The organism is Streptosporangium sp. NPDC048886 (assembly GCF_055586905.1).
Genome location: NZ_JBVJHH010000029.1, coordinates 21,692 through 42,058 on the forward strand (window position 1 = coordinate 21,692; position 20,367 = coordinate 42,058).

Genomic DNA, 20,367 nt, shown 5'->3' on the forward strand with positions numbered 1-20,367 from the left:
CGATGGTCGAAGGGGGCAGCCGTCGGGGGCTGGTCTTCGCGGTGCTGGTCATGATGCTGGCCGCGGTCGGGATCTATCTGACCATGTGGCCGGACTCCGATGACGAGGGGCGGCCTCAGCCCGACCCGGTGGGCGTGAGCCGTACGGTGCCCGGATCGCAGGCGGCGGTGAGCGCCGAGCCGCCCCGGCCGTCGGCGACGGCCAGCAACGCGCCCTTCGACGTCTACTCCTATCTGCCGATGACCAAGCAGGAGCTGGCCGCCGCCGCCGACTACGCCCAGCGGTTCACCGCCGAGTACGGCACGTTCAGATACGACGAGGACCCGGCGGTCTACGGGGACCGGCTCAGGGGATACACCACGACCGAGTTCGCCGACGTGCTGCTGCGCACGGTCACCTCCCCGGGCAGCGTCGAGGCCAACCGCGCCGACGAGGTCGTCTCCGTCGGCACGGCGCGGGTGAAGGAGATCCGGCAGATCCAGAACACCTCGGTGGTGTTCGTGGTCACCGGCACCCAGGACGTCACCGCCAAGAGCGGGCCGAAGAAGCGGACCGAGGACTACGCCGTCACGCTCATCGAGGTCGGGGCCGACTGGCGGGTCCACGATCTGCAGCCGGCCGACGAAGGCCAGGACGGCGACGACGGGTCCGCGCAGAGTGGGGAGAGCGGATGACGGGCAAGCGGGTCCGCCTCGTCCTCATCATCGCCGTCGCGGGGCTCTGCCTGCTCACCCTGGTCCTGGCGCCGATGATGATGATGAGCACCTTCCCCTCCCTCACCGGCGGCGGGCTGCCCGACTGCGATGAGGTCTCCAGGGCCGCGGGCGAGCAGTCCGAGGCCGCGGGCTCGGACATCCCGGCGGACTACCTGAAGCTGTACCGCAAGCACGCCGAGAAGATCGGCGTGCAGTGGAACGTGCTCGCCGGGGTGGGCAAGCGGGAGACCGACCACGGGCGCTCCACGCTCCCCGGGGTGCGCAGCGGCACCAACTACGCCGGGGCGGCCGGGCCGATGCAGTTCCTGATCGGCACCTGGGGCGGCAAGGCGAAGATCAAGATTCCGTCGCAGTTCAACGGCTACGCCTCCGACGGCGACGGCGACGGCTGGGCCGACGTCTACAACCCGGCCGACGCCATCCTGGGCGCGGCGAAGATGCTCAAGCGCAACGGCGCGCCGGAGGACGTGCGGCGTTCGCTGTTCGTCTACAACCGGGCCTGGTGGTACGTCGACCAGGTCATGGAGATCGCCGAGAAGTACGCCAAGGACGGCGCGGTCAGCGTCCCGCCGGAGGCGGAGGCGGCCTGCGACGAGCCTCTGGTGGCGGCGGCGCCCACCGAGACGGTCGCCGGGATCCTGGACTACGCGCTGGCCCAGCGCGGCAAGCCGTACCTGTGGGGCGGCACCGGACCGGACGCCTTCGACTGCTCGGGGATCATCTACATGGCCTACCGGAGCGTCGGCCTGACCATCCCGCGCACGACCTTCGGCCAGTGGCCCTTCGGCGTGAAGATCGCACCGGGCGACGAGCAGGCCGGGGATCTGGTCTTCTTCAACTCGGGGCCGGGCACCGGGATCGACCGGCCCGGTCACGTGGGAATGGTGGTCTCGCCGGGCAAGATGGTCGAGGCGAGGTGCCGGCTGTGCGGGCCGATCAAGGTCACCACCTATCGGGACCGCATCGGCATCGTGGGGTTCACCCGGCCGCTGCAGAACCCGGATGTTCTCGCACAGCTCAGATTGAAGGAGCAGGGCTGACAGAATCGAGGGCCATGGACAAGGTCGTTGTGGGAGCCGCGATCGTCGACGGCAGCGGCAGGTTGCTCGCCGCCCAGCGCGCCGAGCCTCCCGAACTCGCCGGTGGCTGGGAGCTGCCCGGTGGAAAGGTCGACCCGGGGGAAGACGATCAGACGGCGCTGATCCGGGAGTGCCAGGAGGAGCTCGGCGTCCTGGTCGAGGCCGGGGCGCAGGTCGGCGGCGACTGGCCGCTGTCGAGCGGTTACGTGCTCCGGGTGTGGCTGGCGGAGATCGTGGAGGGCGAGCCGGAGGCCAAGGAGCATCTGGACCTGCGCTGGCTGCCCATGGACGAGCTGTATGACGTGCCGTGGCTGCCCGCGGACCTGCCGATCGTGCGCGCCGTACAAGGTCAGCTCCGCGAGGGTTGAGCGGCTACGCATTGTGACATAACAATAGCGGGATGTGTTGTTGGCGTACGTCCGTATCGGGGGATCGGAGAAGTGCGGTGACCGGATGGTGGCAGCGTGCCCGGGTCGTGTCGGCCGTGGGGACGGGGGCGCTCGTGCTGGGCGGAGGACCGGCCGTATACGCGGTCGGGGCGGACGACCCCGCCACGTTCCCCGCCGAGGCGGCCGAGGCCGACGAGCTCAACTCCTGGTCGCAGTGGGTCCGCGCCGACGACGTGATCCGGTTCCGGGTGTGGCTGGAGGGGTCCGGCACCGACGCGCGGCTGGCGGTGGAGACCACGCCCGCCGAGGCGCTCAGAAGCATCGAGTGCCCGCAGGAGGCCGGCGCCCAGGTGCCGCCCGGCGGCGGCGCCCAGATGTGCTCCCTCGGGGTGGTCGACACGCGCAGGTCGGTTGACGTGCTGCTCACGATGCCGGACCAGGACGAGGACATCGAGCTGACCGCGGTGGCCCGGATGCGCAACCGCGACGGCGTGTGGATCACGCACACGGCCCGGACCACGATCGAGAATCCGGCCTCCAGGATCGCCGAGATCATGAAGGCGGCGCAGGTCGTCAGGGCCGACCCCGTCCTGCCCCGGCCCGCCCCGAACGTGCCCCCCCTGCCTCCCGGCAGCCCCGCGGGGGCGTCGGGGAGCGCGGAGGGAGCGGGACAGGACGGGCCGGCCGGTGCCGCGACGGCCGCGGACCGGCCGTCCACACCGCCCGCCTCGCCGGTGACGTCGCACGGCCCCGCGGACCCGGGGCAGGCTCCCCAGATCCCGCAGAGCCTGCCGGAGCCGGTCGCACCGCTGAACCCGCCGGCGCTCGCGGCGCCGCAGGTTCTGGGGGAGCCCGGGACGCTGGCGGTGCCGCCGGACCCGCGGCTGAGGGGCGGGGAGGGCATGCGGATGACCCTGGAGGAGGCCCCCGCGCCTCGGGGGAGCGCCGCTGTGTCCGAAGGATCCAGGACCGGACAGGCCGGGCCGGAGGTCTCCGGCACCCCGAGCGCCGCGCCGGAGCGGGGCGGGGCGTCCGCCGGCTCGCTCCCGCGGGAGCGAGCGGCGGCGCGGCGGGCCGGGCGGGAGGAGGCCGCGGCCGCCATGGCGGAAACGGTGTCGCGGCGCCCGGCGGATCTGGCCGAGGCCGGGCAGATGCCCCAGCTGATGGGAGAGATGCCGCAGCTGTCGGCGCCGATGCCGCAGGCGCCGGGGCAGCCGCTCCAGGTGTGGGACGACCCCAACCTCCGGATGCCGCTGGCCGCGCCGGCCGCGTCGCCGCCGCCGTCGGTCACGACGGACTCGCAGCCCCTGGGCGCGCCGCTGCCCCGGGACGTCGACGGGCCGGGCCGGGAGATCGGGCCGGTCGCAGATTCGGGTCCGCTCCTGACCGGGATGCGGGGACTGCCCGCGGTGGGCACCGCGATCGGGGGCCTGCTGGGGCTGCTCTGGCTGCAGATGAAGGTCCAGCGGCGGCGCGAGTCGCGACCTGTGTTGTAAAAAGCGCTTTGCTGTTACTTTTGCCCAACTAGTATTTTCCTTGACTCAGTCTGTATGGGAAATTCGCGGAGGGCACCGGTGACGCGATCACGGCGTACGGCGGCCGTCTCCGCCGTTGTCATGTCCTTGGGGCTGAGCGGCGCGCTGCTGCTGGCCGCGGCGCCCTTCACCACCTCCGCCCCGGCCGACGCGGCCACCCGCCTGGTCGCCGCCGACCCCTCCGAGATCCCGGGCTGTGACGCCGATCCGGCGGGGCCGTGCGAGGAGCCCACGCCGGTCGTCACCGTCACGGTCACCGAGGACCCCGGGCAGGAGTCGCCGCCGCCGACCACTCCGGTGCCGCAGAAGACGGTGACCACCACGGTCACCGTCCCCCCGAAGACGCCGACCCCGAAGCCTCCCAAGACCACGGCTCCGCCGGCGACGACCGCCCCGCCGGTCGTCCCGACCCCGTCGAGCACGGCCCCCATCGAGCCGCCTCCCGTCGTCGGCACGCAGCCGCCGACGCCCGAGGAGACGGAGTCGGAGGTCGTCTTCCCCACCACGGAGCAGAGTCCGACCGGGCTCCCCACGGCCACGCCCGCGCCGACCAACGCCCCGACGTTCGAGGACACCACGCCGGCCCCGGTGCCCTACGAGATCCGCAACGCCAACTCCGAGTTCGACAGCGCCACGCTGAGCGGCCAGCTCGCCATCCCGGCGCTGATCCTCGTGCTGCTGGTGCTGTTCGCCGTGCTGATCTTCGAGGGCAGGCTGCGCCGCCTGGCCCACGCCGCGGCCATCCGCCGCGCCGGCCCCCGCGCCCTGGGCCACCAGCGGGGCGACGCCATGGGCCCGATGGGCTACCCGATCGGCCCCGGCTACGGACCCGCGCCCGGCTTCCCGCACGGCACCTACCAGAGCGGTACGGCCTACGCCCCGATAATCAGCTTCGTCCCCATGCAGATGTACGCCCCGGCCTATCCGGAGGAGTACGCGCCGGAGCAGTATCCCCAGGCGTACGAGCAGTCCACGGCCTACCCGCCGCAGCCGGGCCATGACCAGTTCCAGCCCGGTTACGACCAGCCGCAGGGCCACGGCCGGCAGCCCGTCGGCTACGTGGAGCACCCGCAGGGGCAGGCGCCCTACGGGCCGACGGGGCCGGAGGCCCCCTTCCACGGCACCGCGCCGTACGGCCTCCCGGGAGACTTCCCCCAGGACGGTCCGCCGTTCCCGGGCGGCCCCGGTCCTCAGGGCGGCCCCGGTCCTCAGGGCGGCCCCGGTCCTCAGGGCGGTCCCGGCCTCCCGGGCGGCCCGGCCGTCCCGCAGGGGCCCGGTGAGTTCCCCGGCGCGCCGTTCCCGCAGGAACCGCCGTACGTCCGCAGCCACGCCCAGGAGCCGTTCCCTCCCGGCCCGGACCAGTTCCGCGACCACCCGCGGCCGGGCCGGCCCGACGACCTCCTCCCCGGCGCGCCCGGCGGCCTCCCCCAGGGCGGTCCGCCCCCGCACGGCGCCGAGCCCTTCCACCCGGACGGCCCGCCGTTCCCGGGCGGTCCCGGCCTCCAGAGCGGCCCCGGTCCTCAGGGCGGCCCCGGCCTCCCGGGCGGCCCGGCCGTCCCGCAGGGGCCCGGTGAGTTCCCCGGCGCGCCGTTCCCGCTGGAGCCGCCGCACGCCGGTGACCCGGGCCGGGGGCCGTTCCCCGGCCAGGAGCCCCTCATCGGCCCGCCGCCCGCCGAGCCCACCGCCACGGCGGTCTACCCCCTGCCCGGTCAGGAGAGCGGAAAGAAGAGGCGCGGGCTGTTCCGCCGCTCCAAGTGACGGCATCGGCAAGTGACGGCGCCGGCAAGTGACGGCGCCGGCGCGCCCCCGCCGCCCGATCACGCCGTGGCCGCCGGAACCGGCCACCCGTCCCGTTCCGGCACGCCGGGACGCCGAGTCCCGGGGCGGGCGAGCGGGCGGCGGGAGGGAACGCGACAGCGCCGGCCGCGTGACGCGGGCCGGCGCTGTCGGGCAGGTGCGGCGCTGGTAGGGGAGGGGCTCGCAGGGGAGGGTCAGCTCTTCGAGCCGGACCTCTTGAAGATCTTGTTGCCCAGCCAGACCAGCGGGTCGTAGCGGCGGTCGACCACGCGCTCCTTCATCGGGATCAGCGCGTTGTCGGTGATCTTGATGTGCTCGGGGCAGACCTCGGTGCAGCACTTGGTGATGTTGCAGTAGCCCAGGCCGTGCTCCTCCTGGGCGGCCTCCTTGCGGTCGGTCACGTCGTAGGGGTGCATGTCCAGCTCGGCGATCCGCATCAGGAAGCGCGGACCGGCGAAGTTGGTCTTGTTCTCCTCGTGGTCACGGATCACGTGACAGACGTTGTTGCACATGAAGCACTCGATGCACTTGCGGAACTCCTGGGACCGCTCGACGTCGATCTGCTGCATGCGGTATTCGCCGGGCTTCACGTCCGACGGCGGGGTGAAGGAGGGGATCTCCCGGGCCTTCTGGTAGTTGAACGACACGTCCGTGACCAGGTCCTTGATCACCGGGAACGTCCGCATGGGCGTCACCGTGATCGTCTCGTCCTCCGTGAAGGTGGACATCCGGGTCATGCAGCCGAGCTTGGGCTTGCCGTTGATCTCCATGGAACAGGAGCCGCACTTGCCGGCCTTGCAGTTCCAGCGGACCGCCAGGTCGGGGGCCTGGGTGGCCTGGAGCCGGTGGATGATGTCGAGGACGACCTCGCCCTCGTTCACCTCGACGGTGAAGTCCTCCAGCTTGCCCTCGCCGCCCTCGCCCCGCCACACGCGGAACTTCGCCTTGTAACTCATGGCTACTCCTTGACCAACGCGTCGAAGTCGGCCAGCTCTTCCTGGGTGATGTACTTCTTCAGCTCGTCCCGATCGAACAGCGTGATCAGGTCCTCGCGCATCGAGGGCTGGACCTTCTCCTCGACGGTCACACCGGAGCCGTCGGGGGACAGGCCGCACACCAGGAGCTTGCGGCGCCACTCGGCCGACATGCCGGGGAAGTCGTCGCGGGTGTGGCCGCCGCGGCTCTCCTGGCGGATCAGGGCCGCCTTGGCCACGCACTCGGAGACCAGGAGCATGTTGCGCAGGTCGAGGGAGAGGTGCCAGCCCGGGTTGTAGATCCGGCTGCCGGGCGCGCCGACTCCCTGGGCCCGCTCCTTGAGCTTGCCCACCGCCTCCAGCGCCTCGGTGACCTCCTCGGCCTTGCGGATGATGCCGACCAGCTCGTTCATCGTCCGCTGCAGCTCCTGGTGGACCTCGTAGGGGTTCTCGCCCCCGCGCTCCAGCGGGGCGAGCGCCTCCGCCCTGGCGGCGTCCACCGAGTCCTGGGAGATCTTCGGCCGGGCGGCGAGCCCGTCCACGTACGAGGCCGCTCCGGCGCCCGCGCGGCGGCCGAACACCAACAGGTCCGACAGCGAGTTGCCGCCGAGCCGGTTGGAGCCGTGCATGCCGCCGGAGACCTCGCCCGCCGCGAACAGGCCGGGGACGTCCGCCGCGCCGGTGTCGGCGTCGACCTCGACGCCGCCCATGATGTAGTGGCAGGTCGGCCCGACCTGCATGGCCTCCTTGGTGATGTCGACGTCGGCCAGCTCCTTGAACTGGTGGTGCATCGACGGCAGCCGCCGGATGATCTCGGCGGCCGGGAGCCGGGTGGAGACGTCGAGGTAGACGCCGCCCTGCGGGGATCCGCGGCCGGCCTTCACCTCGGAGTTGATGGCCCGCGCCACCTCGTCACGGGGGAGCAGCTCCGGCGGACGGCGGTTGTTGGCCTGGTCGGTGTACCAGCGGTCGCCCTCCTCCTCGGTGGTGGCGTATTTGTCCTTGAACACCTCGGGGATGTAGTCGAACATGAAGCGCTTGCCCTCGGAGTTCTTCAGCACCCCGCCGTCGCCGCGGACGGACTCGGTGACGAGGATGCCGCGGACCGAGGGCGGCCAGACCATCCCGGTGGGATGGAACTGGATGAACTCCATGTTGATCAGCTTCGCCCCGGCCAGCAGCGCCAGCGCGTGGCCGTCCCCGGTGTATTCCCAGGAGTTGGAGGTCACCACGTAGGACTTGCCGATGCCGCCGGTGGCCAGCACGACCGCGGGGGTGTCGAACAGGATGAGCTTGCCGTTCTCCCGCCAGTAGCCGAAGGCGCCGGAGATCGCGCCCCCGTCCTTGAGCAGGCGGGTGACCGTGCACTCCTGGAAGACCTTGATGTAGGCCTCGGCGTCGCCGTGCAGCTTCTCGTCCTCCTGCTGGAGCGCGACCACACGCTGCTGCAGGGTGCGGATCAGCTCCAGGCCGGTACGGTCGCCGACGTGGGCCAGCCGGGGGTATTCGTGCCCGCCGAAGTTACGCTGGCTGATCTTGCCGTCCTTGGTGCGGTCGAACAGCGCGCCCCACGCCTCCAGCTCCCAGACCCGGTCGGGAGCCTCCTTGGCGTGCAGCTCGGCCATCCGCCAGTTGTTGAGGAACTTGCCGCCGCGCATGGTGTCGCGGAAGTGCACCATCCAGTTGTCGGCGCTGTTGACGTTGCCCATGGCGGCGGCCGCGCCGCCCTCGGCCATGACGGTGTGCGCCTTGCCGAACAACGACTTGCAGACGATCGCCGTCCGCTTGCCCTGCTGGCGGGCCTCGATGGCCGCCCGCAGTCCTGCCCCGCCGGCGCCGATGACGACGACGTCGTATTCGTGACGCTCGATTTCCACAGCTGATCCTTATGCGAACGGGAAGTTGACGATGCCCTTGGCGACCAGCCGGACGTAGAGGTCGGCGCCCATGACCGAGAACATCGAGACCAGTGCCAGTTCCTGGTGCTTGGCGTTGAGCTTGGAGACGAAGCCCCACGCCCGGTATCGGATCGGGTGCTTGGAGAAGTGGTTCAGGCGCCCGGCCGTGATGTGGCGGCAGGAGTGGCACGACAGCGTGTACAGGTTGATCAGTACGGCGTTGACGATGAGGATCCACGTCCCGAGCCCCGCCGGCCTGCCGATGAGGGCCTTCACCGCGTCGATGGCGAGGATCAGGCCGACCACGATCGCCGCGTAGAAGAAGTAGCGGTGGATGTTCTGCAGGATCAGCGGGAAGCGGGACTCGCCGGTGTATTTGCCGTGCGGCTCGTTGACCGCGCAGGCCGGGGGCGACAGCCAGAAGCCCCGGTAGTAGGCCTTGCGGTAGTAGTAGCAGGTGAAGCGGAAGCCGGCGGGCAGCCCCAGGATCAGCAGGCCCGGCGGCAGGGTGTACCAGTCACCGAAGGGCGCGAAGCCGAACAGCCGCGACTCCGGCGGGCAGCTCGCCTCCGCCAGACACGGGGAGGCGAACGGAGCATGGTACGGGGACACGAAGAAGTCCGCGTCGAAGATCGCCCACGTCGCGTAGACGAGGAACGCCATGAAGATGATGAAAGTGATCAGTGGATAGCGCCACCACGGATCGGTACGGAGAGTGCGCTCCTTGATCTGCGCACGCTGCCTTCTGGCCGGGCTGTCGGCCGTTGTCTGGGTCATCGGAGACCTCTCCACCTCCCGCGGACCCTGCTCGCCGGGGGTCCGGGTCGTTTCAGTTGTGCCGCGCGCTGGGCCATGGTCGCGCCGGCTCACACGTGCGCGCGTGTTATTGGTGGGGATACGTTACGACGGAGCCCGGGGATTATGTGAGAAGGGTCACTCACATTTTCACTGACCGGATGTGATTCCTGTCACGTTGGTCAGGGAGAGGTCATCGACCTGTCAGGAACGCGGGCTGAACGGGGCTCCAGGGAGATCCCCGGTCAGCCCGGCCTACGGCGGGTGGGACGCAGGTCAGTAGTGCTGGTCGGAGCTGGGCAGCTTGACGACGGTGACGAAGAAGTCGTCGATCCGCCGGACCACGTTGATGAACTGGTCGAAGTCGACCGGCTTGGAGACGTAGGCGTTGGCGTGCAGGTTGTAGCTGCGCAGGATGTCCTCCTCGGACTCCGACGTGGTCAGCACCACCACGGGGATCCTGCGGAGCTTCTCGTCGGCCTTGATGTCCTGGAGCACCTCCCGGCCGTCCTTGCGGGGCAGGTTGAGGTCCAGCAGGATCAGGTCCGGCCGGGGCATGTCGGCGTACTCGCCCTCCTTGCGCAGGAAGGCCATGGCCTGCTCGCCGTCGTTGACGACGTGCAGCTTGTTGCGCACCTTGTTGAGCTCGAACGCCTCCCGGGTCAGCAGGACGTCGCCCGGATCGTCCTCGACCAGGAGCACGTCGATCCAGCGCAGGTCATTCATCCACATCTCCAGAGGGAAGCGTCCAGCGGAAGGTCGTCCCGGGCCTGTCGGTCTCCTCGCCGTCCACCCAGATCCGGCCGCCGTGGTATTCGACGATCTTCTTGCACAGCGCCAGCCCGATTCCGGTGCCCGCGTAGGCGTCGCGGCCGTGCAGGCGCTGGAAGATCAGGAAGATCCTGTCAGTGTATTTGCTCTCGATGCCGATCCCGTTGTCCGCGCAGGAGAACTCCCACATGTCCCCGTCGCGCCGTACGCCGATGTGGATGCGCGGGGACTCCTGCGAGCGGAACTTGAGCGCGTTGCCGACGAGGTTCTGGAAGAGCTGGGCGAGCTGGGCCCGGTTGCCGTGCACCTCGGGCAGGTCGTCGGAGGTGACCGTGGCCTCGGTCTCCTCGATCGTGGTCGAGAGGTTGTTCAGGGCGGACCGCAGGGCCGCGCCGGAGTCGATCGTGGTCCGCTCGCCGCCGAGCCGGCCGACCCGGGAGAAGTCGAGCAGGTCGTTGATCAGCAGCTGCATGCGCTTGGCGCCGTCCACCGCGAAGGCGATGTACTGCTTGGCCCGCTCGTCGAGTTGGTCGCCGTAGCGCTGGTCGAGCATCTGGGTGAAGCTGGCGACCTTGCGCAGCGGTTCCTGCAGGTCGTGGCTGGCCACGTAGGCGAACTGCTCCAGCTCGCCGTTGGAGCGCCGCAGCTCCGCCGCCTGCTCCTCCAGCTTGCCCTGCGCCTCGGAGGCCCGCCGCCACTCGGCGAGGATGCGGCGGCGCATGGCGTCCACGTGGCTGGAGAGCTCGGCCAGCTCGGAGGGGCGCTCGACCCTGAGCTTGTGGTCGAAGTCTCCCTGGGCGACGGCGCGGACCTGGCCGGTCAGCTCCGCCGTCGGGCGCAGCACCGCGTACCGGACGATGAGCGTGAAGCCGATCGCGGCCAGGACCAGCACGCCGGCCACCCCGATGAGCGCGACGTAGAGAGCCTGCCAGCCCTCCTCCAGCCGGGCGCCGCCCTCGGCGTGCAGCCGGTTCAGGTGGTCCTGGAGCGCGGTGAGCGAGCGGCGGATCTCGGTGAACCGCGCGGCGTTGACGGGCGCGTTCTGCCGGTTGCTGGCCTCGGTCCCCAGCGTCGGCACGGAGGCGATGAGCCTGTCGGCGTAGTCGCGCCGCCAGGCGTCTCCGGCCGCCTTCAGCCGGGCGACCTCGGCGCCGACCGCCTGCCGCTCCGGCATCCGGGGCAGCAGGGGGTCGAGCGCGGCCAGCGCGTCGGCCTCCGCGGTGACCGACCGGCGGTAGTCCTGGAGGGACGACTCCTCGTTGGTCCTGCCGTAGGCCCGCACCGAGCTCTCCTGCGAGGTCAGCGCGTTGGAGATCTCCAGGATGCGCAGCGCCGCGGGGTCGACGACGTCCACCACGGCCACCCTGGCCTGGCGGGTCTTCTCGATCGAGGAGATGGTGAAGGCTCCGGCGATGGTGAAGATCAGCGTGACGGACACCCCCGCGAGCAGGAACCACTGCCCCACGCGCAGCTTCCCGAAGCCCGTCGCCGGCGCGGCGGCGGGCAGGGGGCGGGGGCGGTCGCTCATCCCCGCCCGTTCCGTGAGATGAGCACGGTCGCCAGGTCGTCGCTGAGCGCGTCCTGGTTGAGCTCGGTCACCCGGTCGATGAGCCGGTCGAGGTGGATCCCGCCCTGCTCGTGGACCAGGCGGAGCAGACCCTCGGTGCCGAGCAGGTCGGGCCCGCCGCCGACGGTGGCCTCGATCAGGCCGTCGGTGTAGAGCAGCAGGGACCAGTCACGGCCCAGCGGCACCTCGATCTCCGTCCAGTCCACGCCCTGGAAGATCCCGAGCGGCGGTCCCGAGGGGGTGCCCGGCACCACGCCGACCGTCCCGTCGCGGATCAGCAGGGGCGGCGGATGGCCGACCACGTGCATGCGCGCGGTGCTGAGGGCGGGGTCGATCGTGACGATGCACAGCGTCGTGAAGATCTCCGCGGACTTGCGTTCGAGGCGGAGCACCGAGTCGAGGGTGCGCAGCAGATCGTTGCCGGTGTGCCCGGCCAGGACCAGGGTCCGCCAGGCGATCCGGAGCGCGACCCCCAGCGCGGCCTCGTCCGGGCCGTGCCCGCACACGTCGCCGACCACCACGTGCACGGCGCCGTCGGGGCTCTGCACGGTGTCCCAGAAGTCGCCGGCGAGCAGGGCCCGTCTGCGGCCCGGCAGGTAGCGGGCCTGGTGCTCCAGATGTTCGGTCTCCAGCAGCGGCACCGGCAGCAGCCCGCGTTCGAGGCGGGAGTTCTCCTTGGTGAGCAGCTCGACCTCGACCAGCCTGCGCTGGGCCAGGTCGGCGCGTTTGCGCTCCATCGCGTAGCGGATCGCCCGCGCCAGCAGCCGGGCCTCCACGTCCTGCTTGACCAGGAAGTCCTGGGCGCCGGCCGCCACGGCCTCGGTGCCCACGTGGGTGTCGTTCAGTCCGGTCAGCACGAGGACGGCGGCGTGCGGCGCCATGGACAGCACCTGCTCCAGCGCTTCGAGGCCGGTCGCGTCCGGGAGCGAGAGGTCCACGAGCACGCACTGGACGTCCTCGGTCAGCCGTACGCGGCTCTCCGCCAGACTGCGCACCCAGATGATCTTCGGCGGGTTGTCCGCCTCGCCGAGCAGCTCCTCCACGAGGAAGGCATCGCCCGCGTCGTCCTCGATGAGGAGGATCGTGAGCGTGTCGGGGGGAGGGGCGGTCACTGACGCCTCTTTGCGGGATCGGGGAGCACCTATTAACGCTATGCAGAATAGTGTGACACCAGGACTTATGGGACAGCGATCGGTCTCGTCCCAGGCTCCCGGCTGCGGCGGTGGTCGGGCCCGGAGCGGACGTCCCGCCGCTCCCCGCCGCGGCGCAGTCGCTCGCGGACCTTGACCATCTTGTACGGCCCGCGCCTTCTCCGGTATGCCATCCGGGAAATGGGTCGCTCAAGCCGTGGTGATCAATTCCACACCTTCGGGGAGGCTGCCGTCGTGGGCGGCCTCGGCGAGATAGAACAGCAGGGTCGCGCGGAAGGCCTGGGCGGCGCGGGTGGGCTCGACGTCCTTGCGGTGGGCGATGGCGATGGTGCGGCGGAGCCCGGGAGGCGCCAGCGGCGTCCCGCTCAGACCGGGGCGGCCGTCCAGGACCATCGAGGGGACCAGGGCGATGCCCAGCCCGGCCTCCACGAAACGGAGCACGGCGTCCATCTCGCCGCCCTCGACCGCCAGCCTCGGCTCGAACCCGGCATGACGACAGGCGCCGAGGGTGGCCTCCCGCAGGTCGTAGCCGCGCCGGAACATCACCATCGGCTGCCCGCGCAGCTCCTCTATCCGCATGTACGGCCTGCGCGCGGGCGCGGCGGAGGGGGAGACGACGACCAGGTTCTCCCGCAGGATCTCCTCGGTGACCAGGGCGGGGTCGTCGCTCTGCAGGGGCAGGATGATCAGCGCCAGGTCGAGCTGGCCGCGGGCGAGGGTGCGGACCAGGTCGCGTGAGCCGCCCTCCTCGACGAGCAGCTCGATGCCGGGGTAGGCGCGGTGGAACCTGGCCAGCGCGTCGGCCATCAGCCCGGCGCAGAGGGAGGGCGTGGCGCCCAGCCGCACCCGGCCGCGGCGCAGCCCGGCCAGCTCGCCGACCTCACGCCGCGCGGTCTCGGCGTCGGCCAGCATCCGGCGCGCCAGCGGCAGCAGGGCCTCCCCGGCCGGGGTGAGGGTGACGTTCCCCCTGGCGCGGCTGAACAGCGGCGCGCCGAGCTCGGCCTCCAGGGCCTTGACCTGCTTGCTGAGCGACGGCTGGGCGACGCGCATCCGTTCGGCGGCCTGAGTGAAGTGCCGGGCCTCGGCGACCGCCACGAAATAGGCCAGTTGCTGAAGCTGCACGCTTCCCTAGCGTACGGAGGGGGCGGTGCCGGATCCGGGGCGCCCCCCGGTGCCGGGGAGGATGTGAGATTGCTCGCACCGGCCCGCGGGACCCGCCCGGGTAAACTCCCCGGACGCAGAGGTAATAGCCACAGGCTATGGAAACCACATCCGTGATGACTTGGACGCAGGTAAAGCGCGTTTCCTAGCGTCACGTACGTGACTGCCACGATTGAGCGCGGATCCGCCACCGCGCGGGTCAACCCCCCCGCGGACGCCGCCGCGAAGAACGCGAAGCCCGACAGGCCCGGCGGGCTGCTGGGCACCTCCAACGGGAAAAAGGCGGTGATGGCCGTCACGGGCGCCATCCTGGTGCTCTTCCTCATCGGCCACATGGCCGGGAACCTCAAGAGTTTCTTCGGCGCCGAGTCCTTCAACGCCTACGCCGAGTTCCTGCGGACCATGGGCGAGCCGATCGTCCCCAGGCGCGTCCTGCTGACCGTCGTCGAGGTCGTGCTGGCCGTGGCGGTCGGCCTGCACATGTGGTCGGCGATCTCCCTGGCCCGCCGGGCGAGCAAGGCCCGCCCGGTCAAGTACGCGGCCAAGCGCAAGTCCCAGGCGGGCGGCTACGCCGTGCACACCATGCGCTACGGCGGCGTCGTCATCGTCCTGTTCGTCATCTGGCACCTGCTGGACCTGACCTTCGGCACGGTCAACCCGGCCGGCTGGGACGGCACGCCGTACGAGAAGCTGGTGCAGGGCTTCGACCCCTCGCGCTGGTGGGTCACGATCTTCTACGTGCTCGCGGTCGTCATGGTCGGCCTGCACCTGAGGCACGGCCTGTGGAGCGCGTTCCAGACGCTCGGGCTGGCGAGCGGCCGCAGCTACCGCCCGCTCAGGGGCGTGGCCGCCGCGATCTCCGCGGTGCTGGTCCTCGGTTTCCTCGCGGTCCCCATCGCGGTCATGGCCGGAGTGGTCAAGTGAGCGGACCCGACGCAGTGAGCGCGGCGGCGGACGCCGCGGAGCAGGCCATCCGCGTAGCGAACGAGGAACGGTGATCGGACGATGACGACCCTGAAATACACCGAAGGCGAGCCGATCCGCGACACCAAGGCTCCCGAGGGTCCGATCGAGGACCGCTGGGAGAAGCGGAAGTTCAGCGCCAAGCTGGTCAACCCGGCCAACAAGCGCAAGCTCAACGTCATCGTCATCGGCACCGGTCTCGCGGGCGGCTCGGCCGCCGCGACCCTCGGCGAGCTGGGCTACAACGTCAAGTCGTTCTGCTACCAGGACTCGCCCCGGCGCGCGCACTCCATCGCGGCCCAGGGCGGCATCAACGCGGCCAAGAACTACCGCGGCGACGGCGACTCGATCTACCGGCTGTTCTACGACACCGTCAAGGGCGGCGACTTCCGCGCCCGCGAGTCCAACGTCTACCGGCTCGCCCAGGTCAGCGTGAACATCATCGACCAGGCCGTGGCCCAGGGCGTGCCGTTCGCCCGCGAGTACGGCGGCCTGCTCGACACCCGCTCCTTCGGCGGCGCGCAGGTCTCCCGGACCTTCTACGCCCGCGGCCAGACGGGCCAGCAGCTGCTGCTGGGCGCCTACCAGGCGCTGGAGCGGCAGATCGCGGCCGGGACCGTGGAGATGCACACCCGCCACGAGATGCTCGACCTGATCGTCTCCGACGGCCGGGCGCGCGGCGTCATCGTCCGCGACATGGTCACCGGCGAGATCGAGCGGCACGTCGCCGACGCGGTCGTGCTGGCCAGCGGCGGCTACGGCAACGTGTTCTTCCTGTCCACCAACGCCAAGGGCTGCAACACCACGGCGATCTGGCGGGCGCACCGGCGCGGCGCGATGTTCGCCAACCCCTGCTACACGCAGATCCACCCGACCTGCATCCCGGTCAGCGGCGACTACCAGTCCAAGCTGACCCTGATGTCGGAGTCGCTGCGCAACGACGGCCGCGTGTGGGTGCCGCTGAAGGCGGGCGACGACCGGCCCGTCTCGCAGATCCCCGAGGAGGAGCGCGACTACTACCTGGAGCGCATCTACCCGGCGTTCGGCAACCTGGTCCCGCGTGACATCGCCTCCCGCGCGGCCAAGAACGTCTGCGACGAGGGCCGCGGCGTCGGCCCCGGCGGCCTGGGCGTCTACCTCGACTTCGCCGACGCGATCAAGCGGCTCGGCCGCGACGCGGTGGAGAAGAAGTACGGCAACCTCTTCGAGATGTACGAGCGCATCACCGGCGAGGACCCCTACACCCAGCCGATGCGCATCTACCCCGCCGTGCACTACACGATGGGCGGCCTGTGGGTCGACTACGACCTGCAGTCCACGATCCCCGGCCTGTTCGTGATCGGCGAGGCCAACTTCTCCGACCACGGCGCCAACCGCCTCGGCGCCTCCGCGCTGATGCAGGGTCTGGCCGACGGCTACTTCGTGCTGCCGACCACGATCGGCGACTACCTCGCCAACGGCCCCTACGGAGAGGTCGACGAGGAGGCCGTGGCCGAGGCCGAGATCGCGGTCCGCCAGAAGATCGACAGGCTGCTGTCGAACAACGGCAGCCGCACCGCCGACTCCTACCACCGTGAGCTGGGCAAGCTCATGTGGGACTACTGCGGCATGGAGCGGACCGAGGAGTCGCTGCGCAAGGCGCTGGAGCGGATCCCCGAGCTCCGCGAGGAGTTCTGGAAGAACGTGAAGGTCTCCGGCGAGGCCGACGAGCTCAACCAGGCACTGGAGCGGGCCGGCCGGGTGGCCGACTTCTTCGACCTGGCCGAACTCATGTGCATCGACGCGCTGCACCGCACCGAGTCGTGCGGCGGTCACTTCCGCGCCGAGTCGCAGGACGCCGACGGCGAGGCCCTGCGCGACGACGAGAACTTCGCCTACGTCGCGGCCTGGGAGTACGGCGAGCAGGGCCCGGTCCTGCACAAGGAAGACCTCGACTACGAGTACGTCAAGATGAGCCAGCGGAGTTACAAGTGAACCTCACTCTCAAGGTCTGGCGCCAGAAGGGCCCCCAGGACAAGGGCCGCATGGTCACCTACCGCGTCGAGGACGTGTCTCCCGACATGTCCTTCCTGGAGATGCTCGACGTGCTCAACGAGCGTCTCATCCTGGAGGGCGACGACCCGGTGGCCTTCGACCACGACTGCCGCGAGGGCATCTGCGGCATGTGCGGCATGGTCATCAACGGCGTCGCGCACGGCGAGCAGGTGGCCACCACCACCTGCCAGCTCCACATGCGGCACTTCGAGGACAACGCGGTCATCACCATCGAGCCGTGGCGCGCCGCGCCCTTCCCGGTGGTGAAGGACCTGGTCGTGGACCGCTCGGCGTTCGACCGGATCATCCAGGCGGGCGGTTTCGTCTCCGTTCCCGCCGGGTCCGCCCCCGACGCGCACAGCGTCCCGGTCAAGAAGGTCGACGCCGACGCGGCGTTCGACGCGGCCACCTGCATCGGCTGCGGCGCGTGCGTCGCCGCCTGCCCGAACGGTTCGGCCTCCCTCTTCACCGCGGCCAAGATCACTCACCTCAGCCTCCTCCCGCAGGGCCAGCCCGAGCGCGACTCCCGCGCCAAGGCCATGGTCGAGCAGATGGACGCCGAGGGTTTCGGCGGCTGCACCAACACCGGCGAGTGCACCGCGGTCTGCCCCAAGGGCATCCCGCTGGACACCATCGCCCAGATGAACCGGGACTACCTCAAGGCGTCGAAGTAGCCGGACGGGTAGGAGCGGGCGCGGGCCGTACCGGATTCTCATCCGGTACGGCCCGCGTTTCCGTGCCGGGCACGGGCGTCGCGGATCCGCGCGGTTCACGCGGACGCCGCCCGTCCCGGTATCCGACCGATGAGGCCGGGCACCGGGGCGGGCGGCGTCATACAGGTGGCGTCGGGCGGGTTCTAACCGGCGGCTCGGTGGGGGCCGATGTTCTCGACGATCTCCCGGCGCAGCGTCCCCGTGTCGATGCGCGCCTCGTCGAGGACACGGCGGGCCAGGTCGTCGCCTCCCCGGAGCAGGCCCAGGAGGATATGGCCGTCGCCGATGTGCCTGTGCTTGAGGGCGAGAGCCTCCCGCAGGGAGAGCTCCAGGGTTTTCTTCGCATGGGGGGAGAACGGGATGTGACGGCCGCTGCGGAGGCGGCCACGGTGGTCTTGCTCCGGTCTCCGGTCGAGGGCGCCGGGGCCGAAGGCCGCTTCGACCTTCTCCCGGATCGCGTCGAGGTCGATGCCGATCGTCTCCAGGGCGTCCCTGTCCAGCTCCCCGTCCGGTGCGGGGCCGATGAGGCGGACCACCGCGGCGGACGCCTCCGCATGGTCGAGCCCGTGCCGGGCCAGAAGGCGTGCCGACAGGGTGGCCGGCTGCTCGCACAGGCCGAGCAGGAGATGCTCGGTGCCGATCCGGCTGTGGTGAAGCCGCCGGGCGTTCGTCTGCGCGAGCGTCACGACCTGCCGGGCTTCGTGTGTGAACCGTTCGAACATGTTTATTTCTCCCGCCTCAACAGGCCGCGGCCCCCTGCGTACTTCTTGTGCACCGCCTGCCGGGTGACCTCCAGGCAGTTGGCGATCTCCTGCCAGGACCAGCCCTGCTGCCTGGCGTTCTCCACCTGAAGGGCCTCCAGCCGGTCGACCAGCATCCGCAGCGCCCGCACGGCCCGCAGGCCGACGGCCGGATCGCGGCTGCCGGCGTCGGAGGCCAGCTGCGCCGTATCGCTCATGTCTGTCAATTTAGGTTGACATCAAGTGGCTGTCAACCCTGCTTGACGTCGCCGGAGGTCAGAAAATGGTTTGCCTGCTGAGGAAGGAGTTTGTCAGCCTGGACTGGCTATGCGCTCCCTACCTGTCGCCGACCCCGGCACCCCTGACGCCCGCAGCCCGGTCCGATACCTGTGCTGGATCGCCCGCATGCAGGCGGGCTCCCTGTTTCTCGGCATCGGCTACGCCACCCTGTGGTGGCTGGCGATGGCGCTGGTGCCGACCGCGATGGGCGAGGGCATCGACGCCATCAGGGCCAAGGACACCCCGGCCCTCGTCACCTGGGGCGCCGTGCTGCTCGGCCTGGGGATCGTGCAGGCGGCCGCCGGCATCCTCCGGCACCGGATGGCCGTCTACAACTGGCTGTGCGCCGCCTACCGGACCGTCCAGGTCACCGTCAGGCAGTCGACCCGGCTGGGCGCGACCCTGCCCAAGCGCATGTCCACCGGCGAGGTGGTCAGCGTCGGCAACTCCGACATCGCCCACATCGGCAGCGCGATGGACATCCTGCTCAGGGGCACCGGTGCGATCGTCGCCATCGTCACGGTGACCGTCATCCTGATCAGGGCCTCGCTGCCGCTCGGCCTGACCGTGCTCATCGGAGTGCCGGTCATGGCCGTCGCCGTCGTCCCCCTGCTCCGGCCGCTGCACCGGCGCCAGCACGCCCACCGCGACCTCCAGGGCGACCTGTCCACCCGCGCCGCCGACATCGTCGCCGGCCTGCGGGTGCTGCGCGGCATCGGCGGCGAGCAGGTCTTCGCCGACCGCTACGCCGAGGAGTCGCAGCGGGTGCGGCACGCGGGCGTGCGGGTGGCCGCGGTCGAGTCGACCCTGGAGGGCGCGCAGATCCTGCTGCCCGGCCTGCTCATCGCCGGCGTCACCTGGCTGGGCGCGACCTTCGCGATCGAGGACAAGATCACCCCCGGCCAGCTCGTCGCCTTCTACGGCTACGCGGTCTTCCTGATCGCCCCCATGCGGGCGCTGACCGAGGCGGCCGACAAGCTGACCAAGGGACACGTCGCGGCCCGCCGGGTGGTGCGGATCCTCAACCTGGAGCCGGAGGTGGACGGCGGCACCGGCCACTCGGGCGGGGGCCTGCTGCGCGACGTGGCCTCCGGGGTCGCGGTCCGCCCCGGCGTGTTCACCGCCGTCGCGGCGGCCACGCCCGAGGACGCCGTCGCGATCGCCGACCGGCTCGGCCGCTACAGCGACGGCGACGTCGACTTCGGCGACGTGCCGCTGGACACCCTGCCGATCGCCGAGGTCCGCCGCCGGATCCTGGTCGCCGACAACGGCGCGAAGCTCTTCGCCGGCGTGCTCAGGGACGAGCTCGACGTCTCCGGCGGGGCCTCCGCCGCCGACATCGCCGGCGCGCTGCACACCGCCTGCGCCGAGGACATCGTCGAGGCGCTGCCCGACGGCCTCGACGGACACGTCGCCGAGTCGGGCCGGGAGTTCTCCGGCGGCCAGCAGCAGCGGCTCCGCCTGGCCAGGGCGCTGACGGCCGACCCGGAGGTGCTCATCCTCATCGAGCCCACCAGCGCGGTCGACGCCCACAGCGAGGCGCGCATCGCCGACCGGCTGGCCAAGGCCCGGGCGGGCAAGACCACGCTGGTCTGCACGACCAGCCCGCTGGTGCTCGACCGCACCGACCATGTGATCTACGTCGAGGGCGGCGTCGTGCACGCCCAGGGGACGCACCGGGAGCTGCTGGCGACCGTGCCGGCCTACACCGCCGTGGTCACCAGAGGGGAAGACTCGTGAGCGGGCGAGCGGAAGGGCGTCGTGATCGTGTGAGCACAGGTTCCGAGTGGCGGGCGGAGGAGAAG

The 20,367-nt window shown here is 71.0% G+C and carries 18 protein-coding genes; 9 read left to right on the top strand and 9 right to left on the bottom strand.

Going from position 1 to position 20,367, the window contains the following annotated elements:
- The first annotated feature begins 2 nt into the window (after window positions 1–2).
- The 5 genes from ACZ6R6_RS31345 (at window position 3) to ACZ6R6_RS31365 (ending at window position 5,477) form a co-directional block, all read left to right on the top strand.
- Window positions 3–674: a hypothetical protein gene (locus ACZ6R6_RS31345; protein WP_470099413.1), complete on the top strand. Its 672-nt coding sequence runs from the start codon at window positions 3–5 to the stop codon at window positions 672–674.
- Window positions 671–1,756, top strand: coding sequence for a C40 family peptidase (locus tag ACZ6R6_RS31350; protein WP_470099415.1), 1,086 nt, complete (start codon window positions 671–673; stop codon window positions 1,754–1,756). The genes ACZ6R6_RS31345 and ACZ6R6_RS31350 overlap by 4 nt, the downstream gene beginning before the upstream one ends.
- Before the next feature lie 14 nt (window positions 1,757–1,770).
- Window positions 1,771–2,163, top strand: coding sequence for a (deoxy)nucleoside triphosphate pyrophosphohydrolase (locus tag ACZ6R6_RS31355; protein WP_470099417.1), 393 nt, complete (start codon window positions 1,771–1,773; stop codon window positions 2,161–2,163).
- A 77-nt stretch (window positions 2,164–2,240) separates the two neighbouring features.
- Window positions 2,241–3,680: a hypothetical protein gene (locus ACZ6R6_RS31360; RefSeq protein ID WP_470099419.1), complete on the top strand. Its 1,440-nt coding sequence runs from the start codon at window positions 2,241–2,243 to the stop codon at window positions 3,678–3,680.
- Between the two features lie 78 nt (window positions 3,681–3,758).
- Entirely contained in the window at window positions 3,759–5,477 is a 1,719-nt protein-coding gene (locus ACZ6R6_RS31365; RefSeq protein WP_470099421.1) for a hypothetical protein, read from the top strand.
- Window positions 5,478–5,710: 233 nt separating this feature from the next.
- Here the strand turns inward: ACZ6R6_RS31365 and ACZ6R6_RS31370 are convergent, their stop codons facing one another.
- The 7 genes from ACZ6R6_RS31370 to ACZ6R6_RS31400 all read right to left on the bottom strand — a co-directional run bounded on the left by ACZ6R6_RS31370 (window position 5,711) and on the right by ACZ6R6_RS31400 (window position 13,794).
- Window positions 5,711–6,472, bottom strand: coding sequence for a succinate dehydrogenase/fumarate reductase iron-sulfur subunit (locus tag ACZ6R6_RS31370; RefSeq protein ID WP_470099423.1), 762 nt, complete (start codon window positions 6,470–6,472; stop codon window positions 5,711–5,713).
- A gap of 2 nt (window positions 6,473–6,474) precedes the next feature.
- Window positions 6,475–8,367 carry a fumarate reductase/succinate dehydrogenase flavoprotein subunit gene (locus ACZ6R6_RS31375; protein ID WP_470099425.1) on the bottom strand — a complete coding sequence of 631 codons (1,893 nt, stop codon included), beginning with the start codon at window positions 8,365–8,367 and terminating at the stop codon, window positions 6,475–6,477.
- A gap of 9 nt (window positions 8,368–8,376) precedes the next feature.
- Window positions 8,377–9,165: a hypothetical protein gene (locus tag ACZ6R6_RS31380; RefSeq protein WP_470099427.1), complete on the bottom strand. Its 789-nt coding sequence runs from the start codon at window positions 9,163–9,165 to the stop codon at window positions 8,377–8,379.
- Between the two features lie 294 nt (window positions 9,166–9,459).
- A complete protein-coding gene (locus ACZ6R6_RS31385; protein WP_306863999.1) occupies window positions 9,460–9,909 on the bottom strand; it encodes a response regulator in 450 nt (149 codons plus the stop codon).
- A complete protein-coding gene (locus ACZ6R6_RS31390; RefSeq protein ID WP_470099429.1) occupies window positions 9,902–11,482 on the bottom strand; it encodes a sensor histidine kinase in 1,581 nt (526 codons plus the stop codon). Before ACZ6R6_RS31390 ends, ACZ6R6_RS31385 begins: the two co-directional genes overlap by 8 nt.
- Complete coding sequence (locus tag ACZ6R6_RS31395; RefSeq protein WP_470099431.1) at window positions 11,479–12,633, bottom strand: PP2C family protein-serine/threonine phosphatase; 1,155 nt, start codon at window positions 12,631–12,633, stop codon at window positions 11,479–11,481. Before ACZ6R6_RS31395 ends, ACZ6R6_RS31390 begins: the two co-directional genes overlap by 4 nt.
- 228 nt (window positions 12,634–12,861) lie before the next feature.
- Window positions 12,862–13,794: a LysR family transcriptional regulator gene (locus tag ACZ6R6_RS31400; RefSeq protein WP_470099433.1), complete on the bottom strand. Its 933-nt coding sequence runs from the start codon at window positions 13,792–13,794 to the stop codon at window positions 12,862–12,864.
- 198 nt (window positions 13,795–13,992) lie between these two features.
- Between ACZ6R6_RS31400 and ACZ6R6_RS31405 the strand changes: the two genes are divergently transcribed.
- The 3 genes from ACZ6R6_RS31405 (at window position 13,993) to ACZ6R6_RS31415 (ending at window position 17,504) form a co-directional block, all read left to right on the top strand.
- Window positions 13,993–14,757: a succinate dehydrogenase cytochrome b subunit gene (locus ACZ6R6_RS31405; protein ID WP_470099435.1), complete on the top strand. Its 765-nt coding sequence runs from the start codon at window positions 13,993–13,995 to the stop codon at window positions 14,755–14,757.
- Window positions 14,758–14,838: 81 nt separating this feature from the next.
- Window positions 14,839–16,770: a fumarate reductase/succinate dehydrogenase flavoprotein subunit gene (locus ACZ6R6_RS31410; protein ID WP_470099437.1), complete on the top strand. Its 1,932-nt coding sequence runs from the start codon at window positions 14,839–14,841 to the stop codon at window positions 16,768–16,770.
- On the top strand, window positions 16,767–17,504 hold the full coding sequence (locus ACZ6R6_RS31415; RefSeq protein ID WP_470099439.1) for a succinate dehydrogenase/fumarate reductase iron-sulfur subunit: 738 nt from the start codon (window positions 16,767–16,769) through the stop codon (window positions 17,502–17,504). The genes ACZ6R6_RS31410 and ACZ6R6_RS31415 overlap by 4 nt, the downstream gene beginning before the upstream one ends.
- A gap of 182 nt (window positions 17,505–17,686) precedes the next feature.
- Here the strand turns inward: ACZ6R6_RS31415 and ACZ6R6_RS31420 are convergent, their stop codons facing one another.
- Window positions 17,687–18,265 carry a Clp protease N-terminal domain-containing protein gene (locus ACZ6R6_RS31420; RefSeq protein ID WP_470099441.1) on the bottom strand — a complete coding sequence of 193 codons (579 nt, stop codon included), beginning with the start codon at window positions 18,263–18,265 and terminating at the stop codon, window positions 17,687–17,689.
- Between the two features lie 2 nt (window positions 18,266–18,267).
- Complete coding sequence (locus tag ACZ6R6_RS31425) at window positions 18,268–18,501, bottom strand: RNA polymerase subunit sigma-70 (RefSeq protein WP_306864020.1); 234 nt, start codon at window positions 18,499–18,501, stop codon at window positions 18,268–18,270.
- A 109-nt stretch (window positions 18,502–18,610) separates the two neighbouring features.
- Between ACZ6R6_RS31425 and ACZ6R6_RS31430 the strand changes: the two genes are divergently transcribed.
- Window positions 18,611–20,302 carry an ABC transporter transmembrane domain-containing protein gene (locus ACZ6R6_RS31430; RefSeq protein WP_470099443.1) on the top strand — a complete coding sequence of 564 codons (1,692 nt, stop codon included), beginning with the start codon at window positions 18,611–18,613 and terminating at the stop codon, window positions 20,300–20,302.
- Window positions 20,303–20,367 lie beyond the last annotated feature (65 nt).

Excerpts from the sequence above, each read along its gene's own strand:
- ACZ6R6_RS31345 (WP_470099413.1), top strand. The coding sequence starts at position 3 with ATGGTCGAAGGGGGCAGCCGTCGGGGGCTGGTCTTCGCGGTGCTGGTC.
- ACZ6R6_RS31350 (WP_470099415.1), top strand. The coding sequence starts at position 671 with ATGACGGGCAAGCGGGTCCGCCTCGTCCTCATCATCGCCGTCGCGGGG.
- ACZ6R6_RS31355 (WP_470099417.1), top strand. The coding sequence starts at position 1,771 with ATGGACAAGGTCGTTGTGGGAGCCGCGATCGTCGACGGCAGCGGCAGG.
- ACZ6R6_RS31370 (WP_470099423.1), bottom strand. The coding sequence starts at position 6,472 with ATGAGTTACAAGGCGAAGTTCCGCGTGTGGCGGGGCGAGGGCGGCGAG.
- ACZ6R6_RS31380 (WP_470099427.1), bottom strand. The coding sequence starts at position 9,165 with ATGACCCAGACAACGGCCGACAGCCCGGCCAGAAGGCAGCGTGCGCAG.
- ACZ6R6_RS31385 (WP_306863999.1), bottom strand. The coding sequence starts at position 9,909 with ATGAATGACCTGCGCTGGATCGACGTGCTCCTGGTCGAGGACGATCCG.
- ACZ6R6_RS31390 (WP_470099429.1), bottom strand. The coding sequence starts at position 11,482 with ATGAGCGACCGCCCCCGCCCCCTGCCCGCCGCCGCGCCGGCGACGGGC.
- ACZ6R6_RS31410 (WP_470099437.1), top strand. The coding sequence starts at position 14,839 with ATGACGACCCTGAAATACACCGAAGGCGAGCCGATCCGCGACACCAAG.
- ACZ6R6_RS31420 (WP_470099441.1), bottom strand. The coding sequence starts at position 18,265 with ATGTTCGAACGGTTCACACACGAAGCCCGGCAGGTCGTGACGCTCGCG.
- ACZ6R6_RS31425 (WP_306864020.1), bottom strand. The coding sequence starts at position 18,501 with ATGAGCGATACGGCGCAGCTGGCCTCCGACGCCGGCAGCCGCGATCCG.
- ACZ6R6_RS31430 (WP_470099443.1), top strand. The coding sequence starts at position 18,611 with ATGCGCTCCCTACCTGTCGCCGACCCCGGCACCCCTGACGCCCGCAGC.